Origin of the sequence: Porphyrobacter sp. AAP60 (genome assembly GCF_001296025.1) — a bacterium.
GTDB lineage: Bacteria > Pseudomonadota > Alphaproteobacteria > Sphingomonadales > Sphingomonadaceae > Erythrobacter.
Window position 1 is genome coordinate 37,675 of the sequence record NZ_LJHV01000007.1, and the last position, 22,324, is coordinate 59,998.

The following is a 22,324-nucleotide window of genomic DNA, read 5'->3' on the forward strand; positions in this document are numbered from 1 at the left end:
AGCCCCATCAGCTGCCAGCCAAGGATCGGGCCACCGCGACCATGGCCCACGTGTCCCTCGCGCAATAGGTCTTGAGCGCCTCTTCCAGCGCCTCGCGCCGCAGCGGATCGCAAACCGGATCGGCAGCTTCGAACCATGCCGCCTGCGCATCGCCGCCATCCTTCACTTCAAGCGCGCCATAATCTAGCTCGGGGGCGATGGTCGGGAGCACCGCCTTGATCGACCAGCTGCCGCGCTGATCGCGGTGATACCAGTGATTGCGGGCGACGGGCAGGAGATCGACAGTCGCCTCCGCCATCGTTTCGAGGCGCGGCGCAAGATCGGGGAAGGACGTCGCCAACGCTCGCAGAACGCTGCGCTCGAACGCGGCATTGTAGGCGATAATCGTGGCGCCTGTGGGGATGTTCGCCACCAGCGCCTCGGCGCAGGCCCGGCGCGGGTCGCTACCGTCGCAACTCAGGAACTCGTGATGGGTCATGCGCCCGCCGCGCCGTTCGAGGTGAAGCGAGAACTGGAACGGAACCTGCTGAAAGGGGCGCGTGCCTAACCACCGAGGAATTGCAGGGGCGACGGTCTCGAAGTCAAGCCAGGCACGAGGCCAGCCCCACCCGGACATCGCTTTGCGTGCGCCTTCGGCATCGTGGAACGGGATGCCGTCGCGGGTGGCGGCAAGGATGCGGGCGTGGCGGTCGTTCAGATCGGCTTCGGCAAGGTCGAGCAAATCATCGACCCCGCGCTCCAGCCAGCGCTTGCCCCCGCCATAGGGGAGCAGGGTCACAGGCCATTCCGGTCCTTGCGGTAGGTCGCGGCTGCAATAGGCAGCAAATTCGCAGATAAAGGGTGCATTGCAATGATCACCCATCTCCTTCCGAGGTTCATCGCCAGACAAAACCGAGCGTGCCTCCGCCACCACTTCAGGGCGTGCGGAGATGGTGTCATACAGCTCGCCGAGCAAATCGGCGTCGGTAAACAGCCCAGCGTAATCACCCTCCCGCGACAACACGAAGCTGGTGTCGATATGGCGGATGGCGGCGCGTTTCAGCTCAACCCCCGCCTCGCGCATGACCCAGATCTGTGTGGCAAGATCGCCGCGGTGGTAATCCTTGACCTTGCCCGAACTCTTGACCTCGGCTGCGGTCCAGCCCCCGCTTTCCAGCCGTTCGAGCACGTCGACCCGCACCAGCACGCCATCATGCTCGAAGGTTGCCTCGAAAATCGGGCCGGGATGGCCACCCATGATCAGCGAAGACGTCTTGGCCAGCGCTTCGGACAGTGACGGGGGGTCGACCATCACACCCCCTGGATGCAGGGCGCAAGCAATCTCGCCCACGGTGTTTCCAGTGGCAAACCGCGCTTCGGCACCGTCATCCTGTTCGGCTACTTCAGGCCGATGGACCGAAAGCCATAGTTTCTTCGGACATTGTTCGAAGGCAGTTATCTTCGATTTGGATAGGCCGAAGCGGCGATTGGAACTGTGAGTTTGTATCATGCTGGGTTTCCTACAGCCATGATACGACAATAACGGTCACTCATTCTTCAATCACCGGATACATCGGCATCGCCCAGTGCTCGTCCGGGTTGTCCATCATCAAATCAACAAAGAGCGGCAGCAGATGGTCAAGGATCGCAGCCCCGTCACGAACTTGCGCCCGGTTTGCAGCGCTGTTCCAAGTCGCACCGCCGTGGAGCAACTGGTTGCGCAGGACATAGAGCCGATCGAACAGAATTGAGAGAACCACCGGGGTATTGCCCGCCGCCAGTGCGGAATTCGCCGCACGCTTAGCTGCCTCGAAGGTGATCTCCCACCCTGCACCGCCGGGCGAACGCGCGTGGTGCTTCCAGAACGGCGCGAAGACGAAACGGTTGTCGAGGAGAATGCGAATTTCCTGCGGAAAGCGCGTCCACAACGCCTTGTAGATCCGCCCGTCCGTATCGAGCCTCACGAGATCGCGGAAGAAACCGTCGAAGCGCTCCCGCTCGTTGGCAGCCTCTGGGCGTCGCCCTCCCCCCTGGTCGTCCAAGGCGCGCTCAAGATTGCCAGCATATGCCGCGTTGAAGCCGATCCACAGCATGATGAAGCGCGTGTCGAAATCTTCTTCCTCGCGATGTGCCCGAAGCAGCCAACTCAGCGCGCGGTGCACGCGCAATGTGAGTGGCAAGGCGAAGCCGTCACGCAAGGCGCGCTGCTTGTGCTTCAAGATGAGGGGGTGAAGCGGATCATCTGCAGTCATGTTGGTCCCGGCCCTGAGTTATACGGCAATGCCGAACATCATGGCAGGCACAAAAAGAAAATCGACTTAATTTTTCACTTCGATACAATTAGATGAGCACGAAGGCATCGTATCAGAAGGACAGCTAAATCGGTCCGTGAAGCGGAAAAGCCGGTGCCTGAGCAGCGTAAGCCGCCACAAACCAATTGGACGCAATTGGACGCAATCGCTCTCCATACCAACCCAACCGATGCGTAAGACATGACCAGATTTGTCGCAGCTAACTACTAGAGGCCATTTGCCCTGACGCACAAAGGAGCACTGCCATTGACGCCAATGAACCAAATCAATCCTGACCTTTTGAGCGCCATCCTTGCCGATGCAGCCATTGATCATGAGGTCCGCGGTGACAACGATATCTATGTCACCGCCCTTGCGTTCAACTTTTGGATTCGGCTCGACGTCGAACGTCCGATCCTGATCTTTTCCACCTACTGGGATTTCACGGACGAGCCGAGCGAGCTTGAACAGCTGCTCTGCATCAACACGTTGAACTCTGACTTGCTTATGCTCCAATTCTTCGTCGGCGACCAGAGCAACCGGCTTTATGGGCACTATGCCCTGCCTATCCATGATGGGCTGGACCAAAGGCAATTTCTTCGCATAGCCCGCATGTTCGCAGAGATTTTCCGCTCTTCCATCAGTTCAGACGAACACGGCCACCTGTTTGAACCCTGGCCTGATGAGCCGGAAATTGCCGCGCTAGCCCCGCCAGCACCGAAAATGCTCAATTAGGTCTCGTAGGGACGAACAGCGTTCGCTGAGCGCCGCAGCCTATGTGTTCGCAGCATTTGCTAACCTAAACCCATCCAACACCCCATGCTTCAGAAGGGCGATTGATCAGCCTTGCGTCGATCGCAGTCCAAAAAGACATTACATTGGGAGACCAAAATGACCACAAACAAGACCAATTTTATTTTGAAAAGCTTGAGGAAAATCTCGCATAAAGGCTGGGAGCTCTTTGTCATATCGAGAATAATTCACAAACTGGACGATCCCGAAATTGAAATTGTTACTCAGCAGCTGGTAAGATTGCCGAATGGCAAGAGAGCGTTGACTGATTTGTATTTCCCTCAGTTCGGCATTCATATCGAGGTTGATGAGGGGCACCACTTTCAAAAAAATGCGGAAGGTGAACTTGGGCTTGCCTATGTGCCAGATGACGAGATGAGGGAGCAGGACATCGTCCAGATCACTGGGCACGAGGTCCGGCGCATCCCAGTTGTTGACGGCAAAGGCGCTCACATGGATTATTCCGATGTCGCGGCTTTAGTAGACGTGGAAATCGACTTTATCAGGTCAGAGAAGCAGGTGCAGCTTGCACGAGGCCTCTTTGAACCTTGGGATTTCGAGTCGCGCTATGATCCACAGCGGATCATTGAAAAAGGCAGCATTTGCGTCGCCGACAACGTGCTTTTTCGCCGCCAAGTCGATGCATTGCGATGCTTCGGCTTCACGGGGGTCAATTTGCAAAGAGGGGTTTGGACAATCCCAGATGGTAGCGGCGATACAGTTTGGTTTCCGCGCCTTTACCGCCACGATTGCTGGCTGAACGAACTGACTGATGGCGGGAAAGTCATTTACGAACGGGCCATGGATGATCGGGGCCGGTCATCGATTCAGGATCAACGGCGCGACTACGAAAAGAACCCAGATCGCAGGTTCATAGTTTTCGCTAAGGGTAAGGATGCGCTCGGCGCCAACCTGCTGCGCTACGTTGGCGTGTTCAAGCCCGATCTACAAAACTCGACCGACGAAGTGCTTCAATTCAACCTTGTCCAGGACGAGATCAAAGTTCGTCAGCCTCAACGGCGAACATGATTCCGTGTGAAGCCGGCCGCGGTTCATCTTTGAAGCGGCCAGTGAGATGGGCCTAACTCCGACGAACCATCCCGCTTTGAAGGTTGAAGGGGGAGGAGGACAGATGATCAATGATAAAGCCCCTCCATCAGGGTGGGCAGACGTTCGCTGCCGAGCGCGGGGTGCCTTGCTCGGGCTTGCAATCGGCGACGCAGTTGGCACCACTCTTGAGTTTAGCATGCGAGACAGCACAGCATTGCTAACTGACATGATCGGAGGCGGCCCGTTCAATCTTCCCGTCGGCTATTGGACAGATGACACGTCAATGGCGCTAGCTTTGGCTGATAGCCTCATCGCGCATGATGGTTTGAACCCGAATGATCTCATGCAGCGGTTCTGCCTATGGTGGCGTGACGGCGAATACAGTCCGACCGGCGATTGTTTCGATATTGGACATGCGACAAGCTCGGCATTGGCGCAGTTTGAACTAACCGGTGACCCGATTGCTGGATCAAGGCATCCTCAATCAGCGGGTAATGGTTCTTTGATGCGGCTTGCGCCAATTGCGATCCGCGGCGCCTGGCGTGATCCGCAGGCTATGCGCGATGAAGCGCGTTTGCAGAGTTCCACGACGCACGCGGCCTCCGCCTGCCTTGATTCTTGCGAAGCATGGGCGGTCATTTTGCGTGCGGTGATCTTGGGCGCAGATATCGGAGACGCAATCGAACAAGCAAAGTCGCTCGATCATCCTGACCCGATTGGCCCGATCATTGCCGGCAGCTGGCAAGAAAAGTCGCGCTCGGAAATTTCCAGCAGCGGCTATGTTGCTCATTCGCTTGAGGCTGCCTTGTGGTGCAATGCACGCGCGACGAACTTTCGAGAGATCATCCTACTCGCCGCCAATCTTGGCGATGACGCCGACACGGTGGCGGCAATTGCAGGACAGCTCGCTGGCGGGCGTTTCGGCATCGATGGGATCCCTTACGAATGGCTTAAGAGGATCGCTTGGAGCGATCGGCTAATCGACACGGCCGACCGGCTGCTGGAGATTTCGTGACCCACGTAAGTCCTGCAAATTTGGCGTCGGGCTTGTTTCGCAGTTCGCCGGGCCAGCCAGAGTATAGGGAAAAGCCGATTTCTCTATCGCGATCACCCAAGCAGCTCAGAAGCGTTTTTCACAAACGTCGGCTGGCTTCCAATGGTGACGCCTTCATCGACGGAACCCCACCGGCATTGAAGGAAGGTTGCGAATGAAGACTAGCATCACTCACCCACTACTAATCGCGGAAATCGTGCCCTTCTCCGGCTCGGGCCGAATCGGCATCACATTCTGCCCGGGAAAGCACCAGTCTGACGCACTCTCTGGATCATGGACGCGCGATCTCGAGTTGGATTGCGATGCAATTACATTTTGGGGTGCTGCTGCCGTTGTCACCTTGGTAACGCAGCAGGAGCTCATAGATCTGCGTGTCGCAGGCCTTGGTGAAGCGTTTGGCGCGCGCGACCTCATTTGGGCGCATCTGCCGATTGCCGACGTGTCCGTCCCCTGCGATCACTTTGAACGGGAATGGACCGATGCCAGTCCATCGCTTCGCGCGTTGCTCCGCGAAGGGGCAAACATTCTGATTCACTGCAAAGGCGGTTTAGGCCGTGCCGGAATGATCGCAGCCCGCCTCTTGGTCGAACTAGGCTGGGAGGCCGAAGCAGCGATTGCCTCGCTGAGAGAGGTGCGTCCTGGAGCAATCGAGACCCTCGAGCAGGAAGCTCACGTCCGGGCAGTGCGACACGACGACATAGTTCGGGGTGTGCATAAGGGGTGACAAGCGTAGCAGAGCCGTAACGCCGCTCGCGCTGTTCGTGGCTGACAGCGACGAACGAGCTTTACAAATCTGCTAGACAATCTGCGACCATGACCATGTTTTTCGTTATTGGCTGTCACACACCGAAATCAAATAATCGTGGGAAGAGTTTCCGCTGCCATGCAAGATAATAAAGCTTCGAATAGCCGCCCTTCCGGCTATTCGATCGATCCAACCGCCTCGCGCGTCCTTGCCGAAGCATTGGTGAAACACTTTGCGACAACGAGCTTCACCTACAAACCGAAGCGGGGCGCGGCTGGCCCTGAAGCGTCGAGTTGGGCTGACCGGTTCCTTGCCTACCAATGGCGTAAGGCTGGTCCGTTCAGCACCCTCAAAGCGCTGCTGCCGATTGAAGATATTCTTTGCGCTGCGGTCGATGTTCTTGAGAATGGAACGTCTTGGGCGCCCAATGAATCCGTTCAAATTGCCGGTGCGGTCGAAAAGCTTTTTGAATGGGGCGGCGTCTCCAGAGGGAAAGGACATCGAAACCCCGATATCGACGTCATCCGAGCCGTCATGTTGACCGCTATGACTGGCGAGAACAAATTTGGAGCTCCTCTGGACTCAGCGTGGACCAAGCTAGCAGCGGTTTGCTCCTCACGACTGGCCAACCCGCACGTTATCTTTGACAGTCGCGTATCCATTTCCCTGCTACGGGCAATCGAGCGAGCGACACTCGATCACGGGCACGTCCAACAGCTAGCGCCAGGCTTGAAGTCGGCTCTCGGGCTCGTTCCTGGCCGGGGTGGAAGCCGCCCACAGCACATCTCGGATCTCCGATCGAGAGGCTGGAAGTGGGGTTATGGGAAATGGAGCTGCCAATTTGCCGCATCACAAATTGTTCGTGAGATGGCTGCGGTTCTTAACTACAAGCGGGAATTTGGCCCCATGCCCGTCCGAGACGGGGGAAGCTCCTCTTGGACGGTGCGAGGCGTTGAAATGGTTCTTTTCATGGATGGATACTGACGGGAGGCTCCGCTTCACTTATCCATGAGGTCCACGCCACATCAGCGAAGTCATGTAACGGGCGCCCCATGGCCTCGAAAATCGCCGTGATCGACGAGTTCTACACCACGATCAGGACCCATCAGTTTCGCATAAGCGTCTGAGCCACCGGACAACAGATGTCCTACGTTCTGGAAGCATGGTGACGCAGTTGAATGAATGGCTAAGTGAACGGACGAAGTCCGTCCTTCGTAAGGGTAAGATTCAGGAATTCTGCCTGCCTGACGCGAGGCAAGCATCAACCATTAGCGGGTCATAATGGAACGAGGGTGCCGCGAATTGCTCGACGGCCGAAGCTAGCAGCAGGGATAGTGATGAAAGAGACAGGCTCCGACGGCCTCGGCGACTGCGAAGAAATTTCGGGCGAAGCTGTTGCTTCATGGCTTTCAGAAGAGATCGGCGCTGAACTCGCCGATGCACTTGTAGGCTGCAGGTTCTACCGACAGGATCCCGAAGATCCGGTGACGATCCTACACTGTGATCGCGATTCTCACTTGTTGACGGTTCGTGATACGAGCGGTCGTCGGCGAAACTTCGCCCTCAATGGCGGTTTTGTATATTTCGATCCTCGCCTTGCGCCCGTATTCCAGAAAAAGCAGAATCTTCGTGCCGAAAGTGAGCGGCAGCGTAGGGAAATCATCGCCGCCTTTGGCTTCGCGGGTGAGATCAACTCGTGGGATTTAGATACGCTAATTGACGCCATCGCATCAACCAAGGACGAAGATCCCCCTCACCTTGAGCGAAGACGAAATCTCGTTTCGGTCATATCAAGATATGACCGAGCGGAGGCCCTCGCAAAGATTATGGGCAACTGGGCCGACGCTGCTTATCCCAAGATCCTTGTGGATGTCCTGATCAATTTGGTCCCAGCTCTCAGGAAAGCTGGCCTTCACAAAGAAGCAATATTCCGCACTGACTTTCTACACGACCGATCATACGACCTGAGCGTGGAAGAACGAAAAATATTGCTCACTACTCGCGCAGCGGCCTGCCTTGATCAGTTTGAGGAGAACCACGATCAGACTGCACTGGATAAGGCTGCATGGTGCATCAATGAATGTGAAGGGATGACCCCGTCGGAGCATTTGAGCAATGTTCAAAGGCGCCTTAATCGGCTTCGTTGAAGATCAGCAGGAACCCTGCAGAGGGAATTTTCATGAGATTCGGCAGAGCGAATTGCCGCTTTCCTCATGACCAAGATAGCGAGCGATTAAGCGCGAGATAAAAGGTCCTGGCTATCTTCTTTTGAGTCGAAAAGCGCTAGCCATCGAAATCCGAGTAGATGTTCCTGCGATACAAGACTTGGAAGTTATAGCTGGTTGGGACGCCGAACAGAAAATGCCTTCCCGATTAACAGCCGACTTTGGGTAAGAGACTGGGCATGTCGCGTAAGGCGGGCCCGTCTGGAGAGAGCGAAAGGTGAAAGAGGAGCCGGCTAGCTCGCATCCGGAAGCGCCTTGGCATCAGCTACCAACGGATCCGGTGCCGACTGTCACCCACTAAGAGTTCGTAATATGTCTATTTCGGGGTCGGTTGCTGAAGGGTAGTAATTTTTCATGGCCGGGGCAAAGTCCTATGTCACCTGGTCTGAGTCCGACCCAAAGGGCATGTTCCAATCCGCGGTTTTCTAGGCTTTGGAGGTGGTCGGAAAAGTGGACCCGCATCCTGTCTTACAAACCAAAATAAAGAACGACGCCAGCGTTCGCCCCACACATTCCTTCACCCTTAGCGGGCACCAGATCATATAGCCAAGCGTGGCAAGATCACGCGGCGTTAGTGCTCCGGATAAATACCTTCAGGTTCTCCCGCCTGACATCGAAAGCGCCCGACTTCTCAATCAGCGTCAGCAGCTTCGGACACCCGTAGGTGCGAGGGTCAAAATCGGGCATCAGGGCTGCAAGTCGTTGACCGACAGCGCCAAGGAAGTGCCAGCCATCCACGTCGTCCATCTGGCTCAGCGCGGTTTGGATCAGTGGTATAGCGGCAACGGGCGGCTGCTTGGGTGACGCCCCAGTCGATACAGTTTCATCCGCTCCTGTTCCGGAAGGCGCCGCGTTATCGGCAGGGGAAAGCAGGTTCTCGGTGTAGATGAAGCGCTTGCATGCCCGTCGGAAGCTCTCGGGGGTTTTCTGCTCGCCGAAACCATAGACATCCAGACCCTGCTCCCGGATCCGGGCGGCAAGCCGGGTGAAGTCGCTGTCTGATGACACGAGGCAAAACCCGTCGAAGCGGCCACTGTGGAGCAGATCCATCGCGTCGATGACGAGCGCGATGTCCGAAGCGTTCTTGCCTACCGTATTGGCAAAATTCTGCTGCGGGATAATGGCAAAGGTGGCCAGCACTTCTGCCCAGCCCTTGAGGCGTGTGCCTGAAAAATCACCATAAATGCGCCGGGCACTCGCCTCCCCGATCGTCGCAATCTCCTCGAAGATCGCCGCCGCCGCTCGCGGCGACGCATTGTCCGCGTCGATAAGGATTGCGAGCCGCTGAGGACGATCAAGTTCTGTAGCCATGCCGCTTTATCACCCATTTGTCCTAACGTCTTGTTTCGACGAACAAGGCGGCAAATGGTCGCTCGCCATCGCAAATCACTGACGGGAGCGACCAGCCAGCTTCTCATTGCTCTTCTCGCTCAAATGAACTATTTAAATGCTCAAAGGAGCAATGATGGCCACCTCTGCCACCTACACCGACAAGCCCATGACCAGCCGCGGTAAGCCGAAGGCCACAACCGCAGGCAAATCTGTAACGGGCAAAGTAGGCAAAACTTATAGCGAAATCTTCGCCGCCTCCCCGCAAGCGCGCATTGCCATGATCCGCGATGGTGTGCCGGCGATCGAGGCCAAGCGGCTGGTTCAGGCGCTTGGGGTCGAGCAGAAGGTGCTCTATCAGGCGCTCGGCCTCAAGACCGCCACCGTGAACCGCAAGATCACGCAGAGCGAGCAGCTCGCCAGTGATGAAAGCGAACGTCTGCTCGGCGTGGCGCGTCTGATCGGGCAGGTCGAGGCGATCATTGCCGAGTCCGGCGAACCCGAGGATTTCGATGCCCCCGAATGGCTGTCGCGCTGGCTGCGCGAGCCGCTGCCTGCGCTCGGCGGCACGCTCCCGATGGCGCTGCTCGATACAATGGAGGGGCAATCGATGGTGTCCGAGGCCCTCGCCCGGATCCAGACCGGAGCCTATGCATGAGCATATCAGTCTGGCGGATTGCGTCGGACACCCGGGATTACGAGGCCGATGACCTCAGCGGCAAGGGGGCCGAGATCACCGGCGGGCGCTGGAACGACAAGGGCACGCCGGTGGTCTATACCTCGGCCAACCGCGCGCTGGCAGCGCTTGAGACGATCGTCCATCTCAACGCGGGCGGCCTGCCGCTCAATCGCTACCTTATCGAGATCACCATCCCCGGCGCGGTCTGGAATGCAGCCGAATTGATCGACTCGACCTCTGCCCCGGTTGGATGGGATGCCGAGCCAGCCAGCAAGACGTCATCGGACCTCGGCACGCGCTGGGCGCGGTCAAATGCCAGCCTGTTGCTGCGGGTGCCTTCTGTCATCGTGCCGGAGGAAAGCAACGTGCTCATCAATCCGCGACATCCTGACATCGTGAAGGTCACCGCGCGGAAAGTTCGCAAATGGCTCTACGACCCGCGCACCGTTCGGAGCTTGTAACGGCTGCACCACACTTTCCGAGCCAAAGCGAAGAGCGGTTCCCGCATTTGCGCCCGATCCAACCGCGCCAAGATGGCGGGCAAGGCGGCTATGCTGCCCAACGGTCTGGATCGGGCAGCGCGCCGATCATGGCAAGCCCGTGCGCAATCGATGTGAGTTCCCCGCCCGAGGCAATCCGGTCGGTCCCGAAGCGCCGATCGAACAGACGGCGCACAGCAGGAATCAGGGATGAGCCGCCGGTCAGAAACACGCGGTCAATCTGCTCCGCCGCGACACCGGCCCGAACAAGCGCATGATCGAGAGCTTGCTCGATGCGGGCAAGGTCAGGGGCAATCCAACCCTCAAAAGCAGCGCGCTCTACCTCAACAGCGATTTCGAGCCCTCCCCCGTCGAACCGGAATTGCGCGCTTTCCGCGTCCGACAGCGCCCGCTTCAATTGTCCGACCGCTGCATAGAGCGGATAGCCTTGCTCATGTTCGATCAGCGCGATCAGCCGCTCGATTGCCGCCGGATCCACGGCGTTACGCTGTAGGCGCCGCAGTTCCTCAAGCGTCCGGCGGTTGCGCATCAAAGCGAGCCGCGACCAGTCGGAGAAGTCCGCGAACCAGCCGTTCGGAATATCTAACAGTTTGTCGAACGACCGGTATTTGCCGCCCTTCCCCAGCATCGGCAGCACCAGCCGGTCGACAATCCGCTGGTCGAAGCGATCACCTGCAATCCCGATCCCGGACGAGGCCAGCGGGGTGCAGCGTTGCGCCGCGCCGGGTTCTGCAATCCGGACGATCGAGAAGTCTGTGGTCCCGCCACCGAAATCGGCAACCAGAACCGTGGCAGGCTCGGTCAGCCGAGTCGCATAGCTGAACGCAGCACCCAGAGGCTCGTAGACGTAGTGGACTTCAACGCCAAACTCGCTGAACATCGCCCGGTAACGCTCGCGCGCGAGATCGCTGTCAGGCTGGGCGCCAGCATATTCGACCGGGCGCCCCACGATCACGCGCCTTGGGCGATCATCCAGCTTCCCGCCCGCATGGGCCACCAGTTTGCGCAGAAACAGTTGGCCCATATCCTCGAACCGGTATGGACGGTTGAAGATGAGAGCGCGTTCAAAGGACGGGCTCGCCACCACAGACTTGAAGGACTGGACGAAGCGGCAGTCGGAGGGGCTCTCAAGGTATTCCTCGATGGCCCATGGGCCGGCCTCACTGGCAACCCCGCCATCCTCCCAGAAGCACAATGCGGAGCGGAATGTCGCCCCGCTCGATTGTGCACTCTGGAATTCGATCAGTTCGGACCCGCCCGCGCCGTCCACCAGTGCGGCGACGGTGTTGGTCGTGCCGAAATCCAGGCCGATAGCCTCGGTCATGTCGAACTCCGTTTGCAGGTTGGGCTCTCGGGGCTACCGGCCAATTGCGTTCGCGCGCCCTAAGGCCGCCCGCAAAAGTTGCAAGCAGCGCGTCACCGATAGAACCCGCATTCCAAAAGCATTTTGTCGCCTGCTGGGAGCAAACGGCGTTTGACTAGTCCGCAACCGCCTGCGACCCAATCGGCCATGACACATCTGCGCATCGCTCTCGAATGGTTCCTCAACCCCGATCACCTGCCCTTGCTGGCCGCAAGTGAACGGTTGCAGGCCGATGGCTGGAATATCGAGCTGGTGATCCCTGACGATCACTATGATGGGTTTGCAGCGCTGGCTGAGGGCGCCGTTGATCTGGTGGTCAATGAACCGCTTCACCTTGTGGAGCAGCGTGAGCTAGCGCTGACATCACATGGCTGTTTCTTTGCGACCGAGGGCGGCGTGCTGATGCATCGCGCCGCGCTGAAGCAGCTGATCAAGGGCGCTCCGGTGCGTATTGCATCGCCCGTTTCCAATCCGACAACCGACAGCCTGTGTGTCGACATCCTGCGCGGGTGGATGGCAGGGCGCGGCGCGGTGCTCGGCAGCGGCCAGGTCATAATCGAAGCCGCTGGCTTCAGCCATGTCGATAATCTTGCCGCTGGCTTTGACGGAGCGTGGCTGGCGTTTGCCAATGTCGAAGGCGTCTCGGCGCAGGTGCGCGGAATGAATACGCAGATGATCACTACCGCGGAGGCGGGTATTCCCAATTTCTCGGCGCTGGAACTGATCGGCGCGAGCGATGCGCCTCAGGATGTGCGGGCGTCTATCGCAGGCTTGGTGGCCACGCTGAATGCGGTGACGCCCGGTCTGTGCGCCGACCCGGCTGCCGCTCGCGCGCTCTGGTATCGCGCCAGCGGCACGGAGCCGGATGCAGAGGCCGATGCGATTGTAGAGGCCTCCCTGCCCCGCTTCCTTGCGCCGGTGCGCCGGAGTGCTGACATGTGGCGGCCGATGTGGCGTTACCTGCACAGCCGGGGCGGCGATGTGGTGGATGAAGCGACATTCGAAGCGATATTCGCATGAGCGATCATCCCTTCCCCGAATGCCCGCCCGAGGCGTTTGCCAAGCAGGATATGGGCGATGATCTGGACTTCTACGCCCCGCCCCGGCTGGTCACGCATATTGATGAGGGCGCGGTTGCCGCATTGACGCATCTCTATCGCAAGCTACTTCCCGCTGGCGGTAGTCTGCTGGATTTGATGTCGAGCTGCGTCAGCCATCTGCCCGATGATCAGGGCTACGTCGAGGTCGTCGGCCACGGCATGAATGCCGTCGAACTGGAAGCGAACCCGCGCCTGACGCGGTGGTTCGTGCAGAACCTCAACCAGAAGTCGCTGCTCCCGCTTGGCGATCAGGCGTTCGATGCGGCAATGGCCTGCGTGGGCGTGCAATATCTCCAGCAGCCGCTGGCGGTATTCACAGAGGTGCGGCGTGTGCTGGCACCGGGCGCTCCGTTCATTATCAGCTTTTCCAATCGCTGCTTCCCGACCAAGGCGGTGGCGATCTGGCAGGCGCTAGACACGGGCGGGCAGGCCGCCTTGGTAAAGCTCTATCTGGAGCGCGCCGGGTTTGTGAATATTAGCGCCAACTTGCTGGCGGATGGCGCGGCGGGAGATCCCCTGGTCGCTGTCATCGGCCTGACACCGCAGCCCTGACCCTTGCGCAATCCAACCTTCGGGAAGACCGATGCCGAAACACAATCTGGACGATGCCACCTTAAGTGAGATCGTTGAAATGGCGTTGAGCGATTCAGCAAGCTTTGCCAGCATTGAGGCCCTGTATGGCCTGAGCGCGGATGAGGTGCGCGAAGTCATGCGCAAAACCTTGAAGCCGGGCAGTTACCGGGCGTGGCGCCGGCGTGTGCGCGCCTTTTCGGACCGCCGCGAGACTTACAAATGACCACTGTGAGAAGTGACGATCGTGTTTGGAGGCAGATCAATGCTCATGGCGTCGCATCCCAGCCAGATCCTCGGCCCCAGGCGGATTACGACGAAGAGCCGGTGAACTGCCCGTCGGATTACAGGTGAAGCTCGACCCGTTGCGGCTGACCGATGTGGGGGGAGAGTCGAATGGCGGCACGTAGCTATAGTTGCGATCTTGAGTTGGTCTGTTGCTATTAATCAAGCGTTGCGCATAGTCTTGCACCCTATTGATTTTTTGAAATAGTTTCTCGGATTATCTGGGGGAGAGTTTGTTGGAGAGGTATCGTCAACTCGTCCCTTCGCGCCCCCTCTGACCTCGCCTTTGGGGCAGGGCTCGCTCTTGTCAGCGCGTATACGCTTCGCGCGCAAGACCCGATATGCCCGCCACCTCAGCGGGCCCGCAAATAGCGAGGGGGGGATTAGCTCCGGTCACCTATCTCACTATGGCACCTTGGCCTCCAATGTGAGCGGGTTGATCTTCCTATTTCGAGCACCTTTAGCGTAGCTTCTCTTTCGTCATCTCCGGCAGGTCGAGTAAATCCGGATTGCGGGCTTTTGGCGAACCCTGCCAATAGGCGGGCGACTTCGGAACAGCGGCTTTGTCTCATGACCTTCCGGCCGTTCGCGACCCACAATGCGCCATTCTGTTGAGCCGGCGCGAGTGGCCGCTATTTTCGAAACCAGCCACTTTATGAGCGTGCAGTCGCATCATGGCTTTAGGGTCCACCTTACCGCTAGACTTCAGCGAAGAACCCGCGTGCAGCCATTCCAGACTGGTAATCAAGGGCGTGATCACAGCCCCAGAGTGCGACGCAATTTGGAAGGCAAAAGACCAAACCTACTTCGGGTCGCGTCAATGAAGCTTGTATAGGTTTCAAACCCGGCAGCGGCAGATACGACTGTGAGACTCAAACCGGAATCCTGCATCAAGTCGAATGCCACGCGCGCGCGCTCATGCAGGATGTAGCGCCAGAGCGATGTGCCCATGACAACGCGAAACTGACGGTTGAGATGAAACGGGCTAGTTCCGGCCGCCGCGGCAATTTCCGGAATGGTCATCGGCTCGGTCAGATGGGCATGGATATATTCTAATGCTCGCCGAACCCTCCAGTCTGGTGTTCCGGGCTGAGCCCGACACGCCCAGTCGTGTTCGGGCACCACAAGTGCAGACGCCAGTGCCACGAACACCGCATCGCCCACCAGCGCACCATGTGGCTGGCCTGCTGCAGCATCGGCCTGGAGTGTTTCGAGCAACCGCCTGATATTTGATGACCGAAAACCCATTGCACTGCGCACCAGGTGCCCGCCCGGATCGACATCGCGTCCGAGAGCGAGAGCTAATGATTCGTCAGTGAAGTAAAAACAGGCCGATTCGAACGGTGTGTCCCACCAGGACGTTCCGCCCACACCGGCCTCGATCACTGCCATATCACCCCGGGCGAGAGCCGCGCCGAGCGGGCGGCCATCACCGGACATTCCCGCACGGACCGGGGCACTTCCCATGCAAAGTCCGAAGTGATGAAACGGCGCACCGGGGTCGGTCAGATGGACCGCTCCGATCAAGGAATGCTCCATCGCGCAAAGCGACCACTGGCCGCGATGCAAAACCGCATCCTGCATTTCCTGAGGAATGCGGCGCAATGCTGAGGCGGGAGTAGCTGTCAGCATGTCGGACGTTCCTCAAATGCGGAGAGTCAGAAAAGCACGATTCCCAAATACGCGCAGCCCGTGATGAATTACAAGGAGCCCGACATCACTCCAACCAGCGAGGGCATAATGGCATGTGTGTTTGCGAACAGGCTTCTGAGCTCGATTTTGCTGGCGGGGATGCCATACTTTGCCCACGCTCAAACGCCGCCTCCGATCATCGACATGCATGTCCATGCCGAACCTGTCGCACTAGCTGGACCTTCTGTCTTTTGTGCGCCGTATGAAGTCATGCCGGTCGCAAATTCGGGCGCGGAGGCGCCGGCAGCAGTTATGGAGTGGATGACCAAGCCGGATTGCGAGAACCTCGTGACGATGCCGGCCGACGATGCCGAGCAGACCCTGCAGTTGCTCGCGATCATGGAGCGGCGCAACGTTATCTCCGTGGTCGGCGGAGACGCTGGCCTCATTGCCGAATGGACTGCGCGCGCGCCTGGCCGGTGGCTCAAGGGCATCCCGTCGTCGATGGACGTCCGAAAGCCGGAGGTCATCGCGGAATTGCGCAGGCGGCATGCTGCGGGCGAACTGGACGTGATCGCCGAAGTGGCCACGCAATATGAAGGGGTCGCACCGGACGATCCTTCGCTCGAGCCTCTATGGGCACTAGCCGAAGAGCTGGACGTGCCGGTCGGCATCCATGTCGGCACCGGCCCTCCAGGTGCCCCCTATTTCGCCTTTCCGCAGTATCGTGGGCGGCTGCATAGCCCCCTTGCCATGGAGGAAGTGGTGATGCGACACCCCAAGCTCCGCGTTTGGTTGATGCATGCGGGCTGGCCGATGCTCGATGATCTGCTGGTCACCCTCTACACACATCCGCAAATACACGTCGACATCGGGGCAATCGCGGTCGGTTTCCCCAAGCCGTCCTTCTATCGTTACCTTCAGGCGATCGTCGACGCCGGATTCATCGACCGTGTGATGTTCGGCTCGGACATGTTCTTTGCTCCGGAAATGCAGGAGCGGGCGATCCAGGTTGTCGAGGAAGCGCCCTTTCTCGACGAAGCCCATAAGCGCGCGATCTTTTACGACAACGCCGCGCGTTTCCTTCGCTTTGACGAAGATCGCATCCAGTCGCACCATCAGGGCCAAAAATGAATTTGCCGCGACGGGCCTGGTGATCGCTGTAACCCTCTCGAACCCTTCCTGATAATGAGCATTGGAGTAGAGTATGGCTATCGTGACAGCGGGCTTTATGTCGCTGACCATGTCGATGATGCAGCCTGTCGCACCCATTGATGCGCTGGCCAGCGACGTTCAACTGATCGGCGCAAATTTCGCTGCGGCCTACAACAGATGCGGCGCTCGACCCAGTTTCCTACCTAATCTAAAAGTCGAAACTCACCCGGCGCTGATTTCTTATGAGCCGAGTGACCGCACCGTGCGTGTGAGCCGTTACAGCGAATTGCCGCCTGAGCTTCAGGGGCTAATGACTGGTTGGGCCGAAGCCGCAGGCATGGAGGACAGCCAAACGTTATTTGTCGATGTGTTCAACAGCTTGCTCGTTCCGCACGAGCTTGGGCACTGGGCGCAGCATGTGTCGGGGCGCCTCGCTGGTCTCGACCGTTGGGAAAGCGAGCTCGAGGCGAACCGCATCGCAATCGCTTTCTGGCGTATCCATGAGACGACCGGAGGCGCGCTCCCGGCGCGGATCGATGCCTTCACGGGCTTTCTTGGCCGACTCCCCAATCCGGTCCCGGACGGGCAGGATCCGCGTGCCTTCTTCAACGACAATTACGAAACGCTCGATTCCATGCAATATGGCTGGTTCCAGGGTGCGCTGATGCAAGAGGCATGGACCAACCCAGAAAATGTCAGCTTCTGCGAACTCGTGCAGCCGGAAGCAGTCGTGCCCTAATTCGGCGATGGCATCTGCGATACAGGAGGCCTGAAGTTTACCGCAGTGCCCAGCATCGCGTCGGTTGTCACAAAATAGACCGGCATGTTCGGCTCAGCGTTTGCAATTACCCTTGCGCTAAATCCTTCTGCGCGAAGGACCTTAAGCTTGCCGTGTTAGGCACTGCTAAAGACCACGGAAACGAAGCCAAGGTATTCTTCGGAACAATGCCTGAGCGAGCGGCAAGGCAGTCCACAGGCCCAAAATGAAGGCAAGGTCAATCCCGAGAAGGCTGACCTTCCCTATCCCCGGTAGCAATCTGAATAAAAAGGTCAGGGCGAGCGTGAGACTCGCGGTGAAGACCACGAATGCAACGCCTTGCAAAAAGTTCAGCAGCATTCCTGCAACGTAGCAATGTGGGAACCTGAATCAAACGGCCCATGCTACGTCGAGAATGGGGTCGTTTCCTGAATGGCAGGGATTTTTCAGAAGCGAGGCAAAGCCGCCACGCCGCTTTTGGGATCGAACCGTGGCGCCGCTTATGACCATTGATGGATGGAGATCAGAAGGTCTGCTCTGGAGCAACGCCAGCATGCGAGCGGCGCAATGCGAAAGTTGATATGCTTCCTCGTGCGCTGCATCATTGACGACATCCCGAATGGCCCTGCTCCAACGCGTGTTTTGACCCGGTCACGCTCAATTGTTAGGCACCTGAGGCCGTCTGCCCCCGGCGCCGCGAGCCCAGTGACAGCCCATCGAAGACCGCAAAGCGGCGCACCTCGCTCCAAGCGTCCGCCTCGGGCCAGCGGCCACGGCCCTGTCAGCTGGCCTCGAACAGGGCGTCGTGTTCGAGCACGACACCGTCCAGTAGCACGCGGCACACCACATGGGTCGCCTTCGCGCGCATTTCCACAGCGAGGATGCCGTCGCCCAGCGGGGTGAGCCACGGTTCGTCGAATGAGCGGCGGAACACCCACCACCCGCTGGTCGCCCGTATGGCCTCGCCATTGATTTGCCAGCGCTCCTGCGCCCAACCCCATCAGCTGAAGGCGTTGTCGACGACAACCTCGGCATTGCAGACGCGGTAAAGCCGTCGTTGCCCGTGGATCTTCACCGCGCCGCCCCTGTAATTTGGCCCGCGCCCCGATCAGGGCTTCGCTTCGGGGACGACGCGCAGCTCGATCGGGGTGGCCCCCGCCAGATAGCGCTGCGCGGCGGCCTGCAGATCGGCCGAGGTGATCGCGTCGAGGGTGGCAGTGCGCTTGCGCCGCCGCTCAAGCAGCACCGGATCGCTTTGCGCTGCCGCGACGATGCTGACCCAGCCCTGGTTTTGCGTCTCGCCCCGCTCGAAGCTCGCGCGGATCGGGTTGCGCGCCCGTTCGACCAGATCTGCCGAGGGGGGCGCGGCTGCCAGTTCCTGCGCGATGGCGCGGATTGCCGCAGCGGTGTCGTCCATCCCTTCAGACGGCAGAGTGGCGATCGCCACGATATAGCCGAATCCGTCGTAGGTGAGCGGCGAATAGCTGAGCGCTTGCGGCGAATAGGTCGCGCCCAGCTCCTCGCGCAGCTTCTCGGTCAGGCGCAGGTTCATCACGGCGGCGAGCAGATCGCGGGTGTAATCGTCGCTCTGGTCGCGGCCGTCGGTGGTGGGCCAGGCGAGCGCCAGCGCGCCCTGATCGGCAGCGCCCGTGTGGGTCAGCACCCGCGTGGTGCGATCAGTGACAAAGGCGACCGGTGCGGCGCCATCCAGCGCCTCGCTGCGAACCGGGCGGGCCGGCAGCGCGCCCAGCGTCGCCGCGACCTCGGCAATCGCCGCGTCAGGATCGAAGTCGCCGACCAGACCGAGCGACAGCGCTCCGCTGGCCAATTGCCGCGCGACCACGGCCTTCAGGTCATCGACCGTGACCTGACCGATCTGGCTGACATCGCCGAGGCCGAAGCGCGCGTCACCATCGGCCAGCACCGCGCCCAGCGCCACCGAGAGCACTGGCACAGGGCCGGAACGGATATTCTGCACCACGATCGGCGCAACCCCGGCCCATTGGGCCGCAGTTTCAGGCCGCCAGCCGGTCGCGGTCAGCCGCGCGCCGAGCAGATCGAGCTGCAGTTTGAGATCGGTCGGCGTGGTCTGACCTTCCGCCACCAACGCATCTTCCTCGGCGCCGAGGCCGATGCCGACCGCCTTGCCCGCCAACACGCGGCGCAATTCGTCAATATCATGCTTTTCAAAGCCATCGATACTGGCGACCGTGGGGAGCATCTCGCGCAGGCCCTGCCGGTCCTTGGGGAAGCTCGCCAAGCCGTCGCCGATGCGCAGTTCGAAGGCGACCTTGCCCGGCTCGAACGTGGTCGTCTTGAGATTGAGCTGGAGGCCGTTGGCAAAGCGCACCGTGCGGATGCCGAGATCGGCGATAGTCTTGTCCTCTACCACCGTGCCGGGCTGGCCCCACTCGCTATAGGCGAATTGCACCTCGGCCGCCTCGGCCGGCGCGGTCACAGCGACAGCGGCGCTTTGCGTAAGCGCGGCGGCGATAGCCTGCGTGCCGCCATCAACCGGCTGCTTGGTCGATACGTGCACCACCGTCGGCCCACCCTGCCAGGCAGCGCCGAAGGCTTCGCTGACGGTCTCGGGCGTCAGCGAGGGGGCGATGGCGCGGTAGAATGCGAGATCGAGCGCGGGCGAGGTCCACACCGCATCGCGCAGGCTGGCATCCACCAGCCCTTCGGCAATCTCGGCGCTGTTGCGCCCGGCGGCCTGGGCCGCGGCATTGGCGAGCGCGGTTTCGATATTGGCCTTGGCCTCGGCGATTTCAGACGCGGTGAAGCCGTATTCATTTGCCCGGCGCAGTTCCTGTTCAGCCAAGGCGAGCGCCTCACGCCATTTCCCATCCTTTGCGACGACCAGCAGGCCGAAGGATTCTGCGCTGCCATACACTGGCTGCTGGCCCGCCTGTGCTAACACCGTAGGCGCATCCGCCGCGCGCGAGAGAGCAGAAATGCGATTGGTCAGCGCCGCTCCGGCAATCGCGCGCAGCACATCGGCGCGCGCGTCCTCGACAGTGTTGGCCGCCGGCTCCCACGCCGAAATGCGCTGCAACTCGATGATCTCGGGGACGGCGGGATCGACGAAGGCGGCAATGGCTGGCGCCCCCGTGCCATCGGGGATCGGGCTCTGATAGCGCTCGCGCGCCGCACCCTCGCCCTGCCAGTCGGAAAAGGCCGCCTTGATCTTGGCTTCCATCGCGGCGACATCGAAATCGCCGACGATCACCAGCGTCGCGCGCTCGGGGCGGTAGTAGCCATCGTAGAAGGCCTTGAGCTCCGCGGCCGTGATGTTGCGGATGCGTTCTTCATCGGCGCGCACCCGGTTGCCCAACCGTGATCCCGGCAGTGCTGCCTGGAGATAATCGGTCCCGCGCCGCCGGCCCGGATCGTTGCGCACCTGCGCCTCGCTCAGCATGATGCCGCGCTCGCGATCGACGGCGGCGGGATCGAAGGTCAGCTCGCCCGCCATTTCGCGGATCACTTTCAGTGCAGTGTCGACCGTCTCGTCATTGGTGCGCGGCAGCTGCAGCTGGTAGGTGGTGAATTCAAAGCTGGTGGTGGCATTGGTGTCAGCGCCGAATGCCAGCCCAAGCCGCTCAAGCATCGGCAGCATCTGGCCTTCGGGGATGTTGGTGGAGCCGTTGAAGGCCATGTGCTCGACAAAGTGCGCTGCACCGTTTTCGGCATCGGTTTCCTCGCGCGCGCCGACCGCGACGGCGAAGCGCACTGCGGCCTCACCCTGGGGGTTGGTGTTGCGCATCAGGGCATAACGCATCCCGTTGGAGAGGCGGCCGAAGGTGACAGCGGCATCGGCGGGAAAATCGGGGCTGGTGATCTCCCAGGCCGGGACGCCGCCAACCGGCGCGGCAGGGGCCGGAGCGCTCGGGGGGGGCGCATCCTGAGCCAGCACGGCTGGTGGCGCGGCGAGCGCCAGACTGGCTGCGATGGCAAGGCAGGATACGGCACGAAGCGAAAGAATAGTGGTGCGGGCCATGAAATCTCTCCCCAAGCAAAGGCAATGAAATCGCAGCAGAATCGCGGCGTCGGGGTTGACAATAAGCATCGGGCGAAGGGCCTGGCAATCGGCCATGCCATGGCTTCTCCGCACCCGCGCTAACCTGTTGCCGATTGGCCATAGTCGTGCCGTCGCTCGTTCCGAAAGGGCGTCAAACGGCGGGGTTGGGGAGGCTGACGCTCGGTCGGCTGCTGAAGCTAACTCCCGACAGGATCGAAATCGTCGTCAGAACCTAATGACCGTTACGGGGTCGCTTTCAGAATTTCCGCTGCTGGCACAAAACCCGTTGAATCTGCCCGGCGGCTTTCGGGGCCGCGCACCGGTCTGGCTCATGACCGATCGTGGGTGGTTTTCTGCCTTGGCTCGTTGCCTGATTATCATCTGCCGAAGTTCAGTGTAGCTCGCCAGATCAGAGCCATACCGAGCGGCGGTCGACGTTTCGCTGAAATCCGGCTGCAAAAGACGACGCTCGCGCTTGCAGGATAAGCAGGCGGCTTTCTGCGGTCCGAGCGAAAACGAGATCGGAACAGCCAATTCGCTCCAGCCAAAGCTCCGCGAAGCGCTCGGCGAATTCCTTACGGGCCCCCAATGCCGCCGGGACCGCGTGGTAATCGATACGCCTTCGCAGCCCCAGCCAAGAGCGGCGCACCAGCAGATAGCGCGGGTTCCGCACCGGTCCGAGAATTTCGGCGATAGCCTGCATCACCTGGCGTTCGGCGGCGCGGCTGACCCCGGTCAGGACCACACCCTTGCGACCGTCGACGCTGGTGTGGATTTCAACTGCAGCGTATTCCAGT

21 protein-coding genes are annotated in these 22,324 nt (G+C 59.9%); 13 read left to right on the forward strand and 8 right to left on the reverse strand.

From position 1 onward, the window contains the following. Positions 1-7: 7 nt before the first annotated feature. Both IP79_RS05925 and IP79_RS05930 read right to left on the reverse strand, forming a co-directional pair. The gene (locus IP79_RS05925) at positions 8-1,489 is read right to left on the reverse strand and encodes a DUF2779 domain-containing protein (protein WP_054118365.1); all 1,482 of its coding nucleotides are present in this window, start codon (positions 1,487-1,489) and stop codon (positions 8-10) included. Between the two features lie 40 nt (positions 1,490-1,529). Beyond that, entirely contained in the window at positions 1,530-2,231 is a 702-nt protein-coding gene (locus IP79_RS05930) for a HEPN domain-containing protein (RefSeq protein ID WP_054118366.1), read from the reverse strand. Positions 2,232-2,546: 315 nt separating this feature from the next. Between IP79_RS05930 and IP79_RS05935 the strand changes: the two genes are divergently transcribed. From IP79_RS05935 to IP79_RS05960, 6 genes are all read left to right on the forward strand, one after another. After that, positions 2,547-3,005, forward strand: coding sequence for a YbjN domain-containing protein (locus tag IP79_RS05935; RefSeq protein WP_054118367.1), 459 nt, complete (start codon positions 2,547-2,549; stop codon positions 3,003-3,005). A gap of 156 nt (positions 3,006-3,161) precedes the next feature. Continuing rightward, on the forward strand, positions 3,162-4,091 hold the full coding sequence (locus IP79_RS05940) for an AbaSI family restriction endonuclease (RefSeq protein ID WP_054118368.1): 930 nt from the start codon (positions 3,162-3,164) through the stop codon (positions 4,089-4,091). 103 nt (positions 4,092-4,194) lie between these two features. Further along, positions 4,195-5,127 (forward strand): ADP-ribosylglycohydrolase family protein, encoded by a 933-nt coding sequence (locus tag IP79_RS05945; RefSeq protein ID WP_054118369.1) that lies wholly within the window; start codon positions 4,195-4,197, stop codon positions 5,125-5,127. Positions 5,128-5,320: 193 nt separating this feature from the next. Continuing rightward, positions 5,321-5,890, forward strand: a complete 570-nt coding sequence (locus IP79_RS05950) for a cyclin-dependent kinase inhibitor 3 family protein (protein WP_054118370.1) — start codon at positions 5,321-5,323, stop codon at positions 5,888-5,890. 159 nt (positions 5,891-6,049) lie between these two features. Continuing rightward, a complete protein-coding gene (locus IP79_RS05955; RefSeq protein ID WP_054118371.1) occupies positions 6,050-6,895 on the forward strand; it encodes a hypothetical protein in 846 nt (281 codons plus the stop codon). A gap of 353 nt (positions 6,896-7,248) precedes the next feature. Further along, the gene (locus IP79_RS05960; protein ID WP_054118372.1) at positions 7,249-8,058 is read left to right on the forward strand and encodes a hypothetical protein; all 810 of its coding nucleotides are present in this window, start codon (positions 7,249-7,251) and stop codon (positions 8,056-8,058) included. Positions 8,059-8,697: 639 nt separating this feature from the next. Here IP79_RS05960 and IP79_RS05965 read toward each other — a convergent pair. Further along, positions 8,698-9,447, reverse strand: coding sequence for an NYN domain-containing protein (locus tag IP79_RS05965; RefSeq protein ID WP_054118373.1), 750 nt, complete (start codon positions 9,445-9,447; stop codon positions 8,698-8,700). Positions 9,448-9,598: 151 nt separating this feature from the next. On the opposite strand from IP79_RS05965, the gene parS reads away from it, so the two are divergent. Both parS and IP79_RS05975 read left to right on the forward strand, forming a co-directional pair. Continuing rightward, positions 9,599-10,123 (forward strand): antitoxin Xre/MbcA/ParS toxin-binding domain-containing protein, encoded by a 525-nt coding sequence (gene parS, locus IP79_RS05970; protein WP_197273754.1) that lies wholly within the window; start codon positions 9,599-9,601, stop codon positions 10,121-10,123. After that, positions 10,120-10,605 carry an RES family NAD+ phosphorylase gene (locus IP79_RS05975; protein ID WP_054118374.1) on the forward strand — a complete coding sequence of 162 codons (486 nt, stop codon included), beginning with the start codon at positions 10,120-10,122 and terminating at the stop codon, positions 10,603-10,605. Before parS ends, IP79_RS05975 begins: the two co-directional genes overlap by 4 nt. 88 nt (positions 10,606-10,693) lie before the next feature. Here IP79_RS05975 and IP79_RS05980 read toward each other — a convergent pair whose 3' ends face one another. Continuing rightward, complete coding sequence (locus tag IP79_RS05980) at positions 10,694-11,968, reverse strand: Hsp70 family protein (RefSeq protein WP_054118375.1); 1,275 nt, start codon at positions 11,966-11,968, stop codon at positions 10,694-10,696. 186 nt (positions 11,969-12,154) lie between these two features. Between IP79_RS05980 and IP79_RS05985 the strand changes: the two genes are divergently transcribed. From IP79_RS05985 to IP79_RS05995, 3 genes are read left to right on the forward strand one after another with little or no spacing between them, the layout of a single operon-like run. Next, entirely contained in the window at positions 12,155-13,027 is an 873-nt protein-coding gene (locus IP79_RS05985) for an ABC transporter substrate-binding protein (protein ID WP_054118376.1), read from the forward strand. After that, complete coding sequence (locus IP79_RS05990) at positions 13,024-13,659, forward strand: methyltransferase domain-containing protein (protein ID WP_054118377.1); 636 nt, start codon at positions 13,024-13,026, stop codon at positions 13,657-13,659. Before IP79_RS05985 ends, IP79_RS05990 begins: the two co-directional genes overlap by 4 nt. Positions 13,660-13,690: 31 nt before the next feature. After that, the gene (locus tag IP79_RS05995; protein ID WP_054118378.1) at positions 13,691-13,903 is read left to right on the forward strand and encodes a DUF2805 domain-containing protein; all 213 of its coding nucleotides are present in this window, start codon (positions 13,691-13,693) and stop codon (positions 13,901-13,903) included. Positions 13,904-14,718: 815 nt separating this feature from the next. Here IP79_RS05995 and IP79_RS06000 read toward each other — a convergent pair. Then, positions 14,719-15,594 carry a helix-turn-helix domain-containing protein gene (locus IP79_RS06000; RefSeq protein ID WP_082337045.1) on the reverse strand — a complete coding sequence of 292 codons (876 nt, stop codon included), beginning with the start codon at positions 15,592-15,594 and terminating at the stop codon, positions 14,719-14,721. 63 nt (positions 15,595-15,657) lie between these two features. Between IP79_RS06000 and IP79_RS06005 the strand changes: the two genes are divergently transcribed. Together IP79_RS06005 and IP79_RS06010 are read left to right on the forward strand one after the other, a co-directional pair. Next, entirely contained in the window at positions 15,658-16,728 is a 1,071-nt protein-coding gene (locus tag IP79_RS06005) for an amidohydrolase family protein (RefSeq protein ID WP_082337046.1), read from the forward strand. A 73-nt stretch (positions 16,729-16,801) separates the two neighbouring features. Then, positions 16,802-17,488, forward strand: coding sequence for a hypothetical protein (locus IP79_RS06010; protein ID WP_156318143.1), 687 nt, complete (start codon positions 16,802-16,804; stop codon positions 17,486-17,488). Positions 17,489-18,287: 799 nt separating this feature from the next. On the opposite strand, the gene IP79_RS15425 is transcribed toward IP79_RS06010, so the two are convergent. From IP79_RS15425 to IP79_RS15655, 3 genes are all read right to left on the reverse strand, one after another. Next, positions 18,288-18,440 carry a hypothetical protein gene (locus IP79_RS15425; RefSeq protein WP_156318145.1) on the reverse strand — a complete coding sequence of 51 codons (153 nt, stop codon included), beginning with the start codon at positions 18,438-18,440 and terminating at the stop codon, positions 18,288-18,290. Between the two features lie 174 nt (positions 18,441-18,614). Continuing rightward, positions 18,615-21,506, reverse strand: a complete 2,892-nt coding sequence (locus IP79_RS06020; RefSeq protein WP_054118383.1) for a M16 family metallopeptidase — start codon at positions 21,504-21,506, stop codon at positions 18,615-18,617. Between the two features lie 430 nt (positions 21,507-21,936). Next, positions 21,937-22,324: hypothetical protein (locus IP79_RS15655; RefSeq protein ID WP_197273755.1), on the reverse strand; the 388-nt coding region annotated here is incomplete at its 5' end.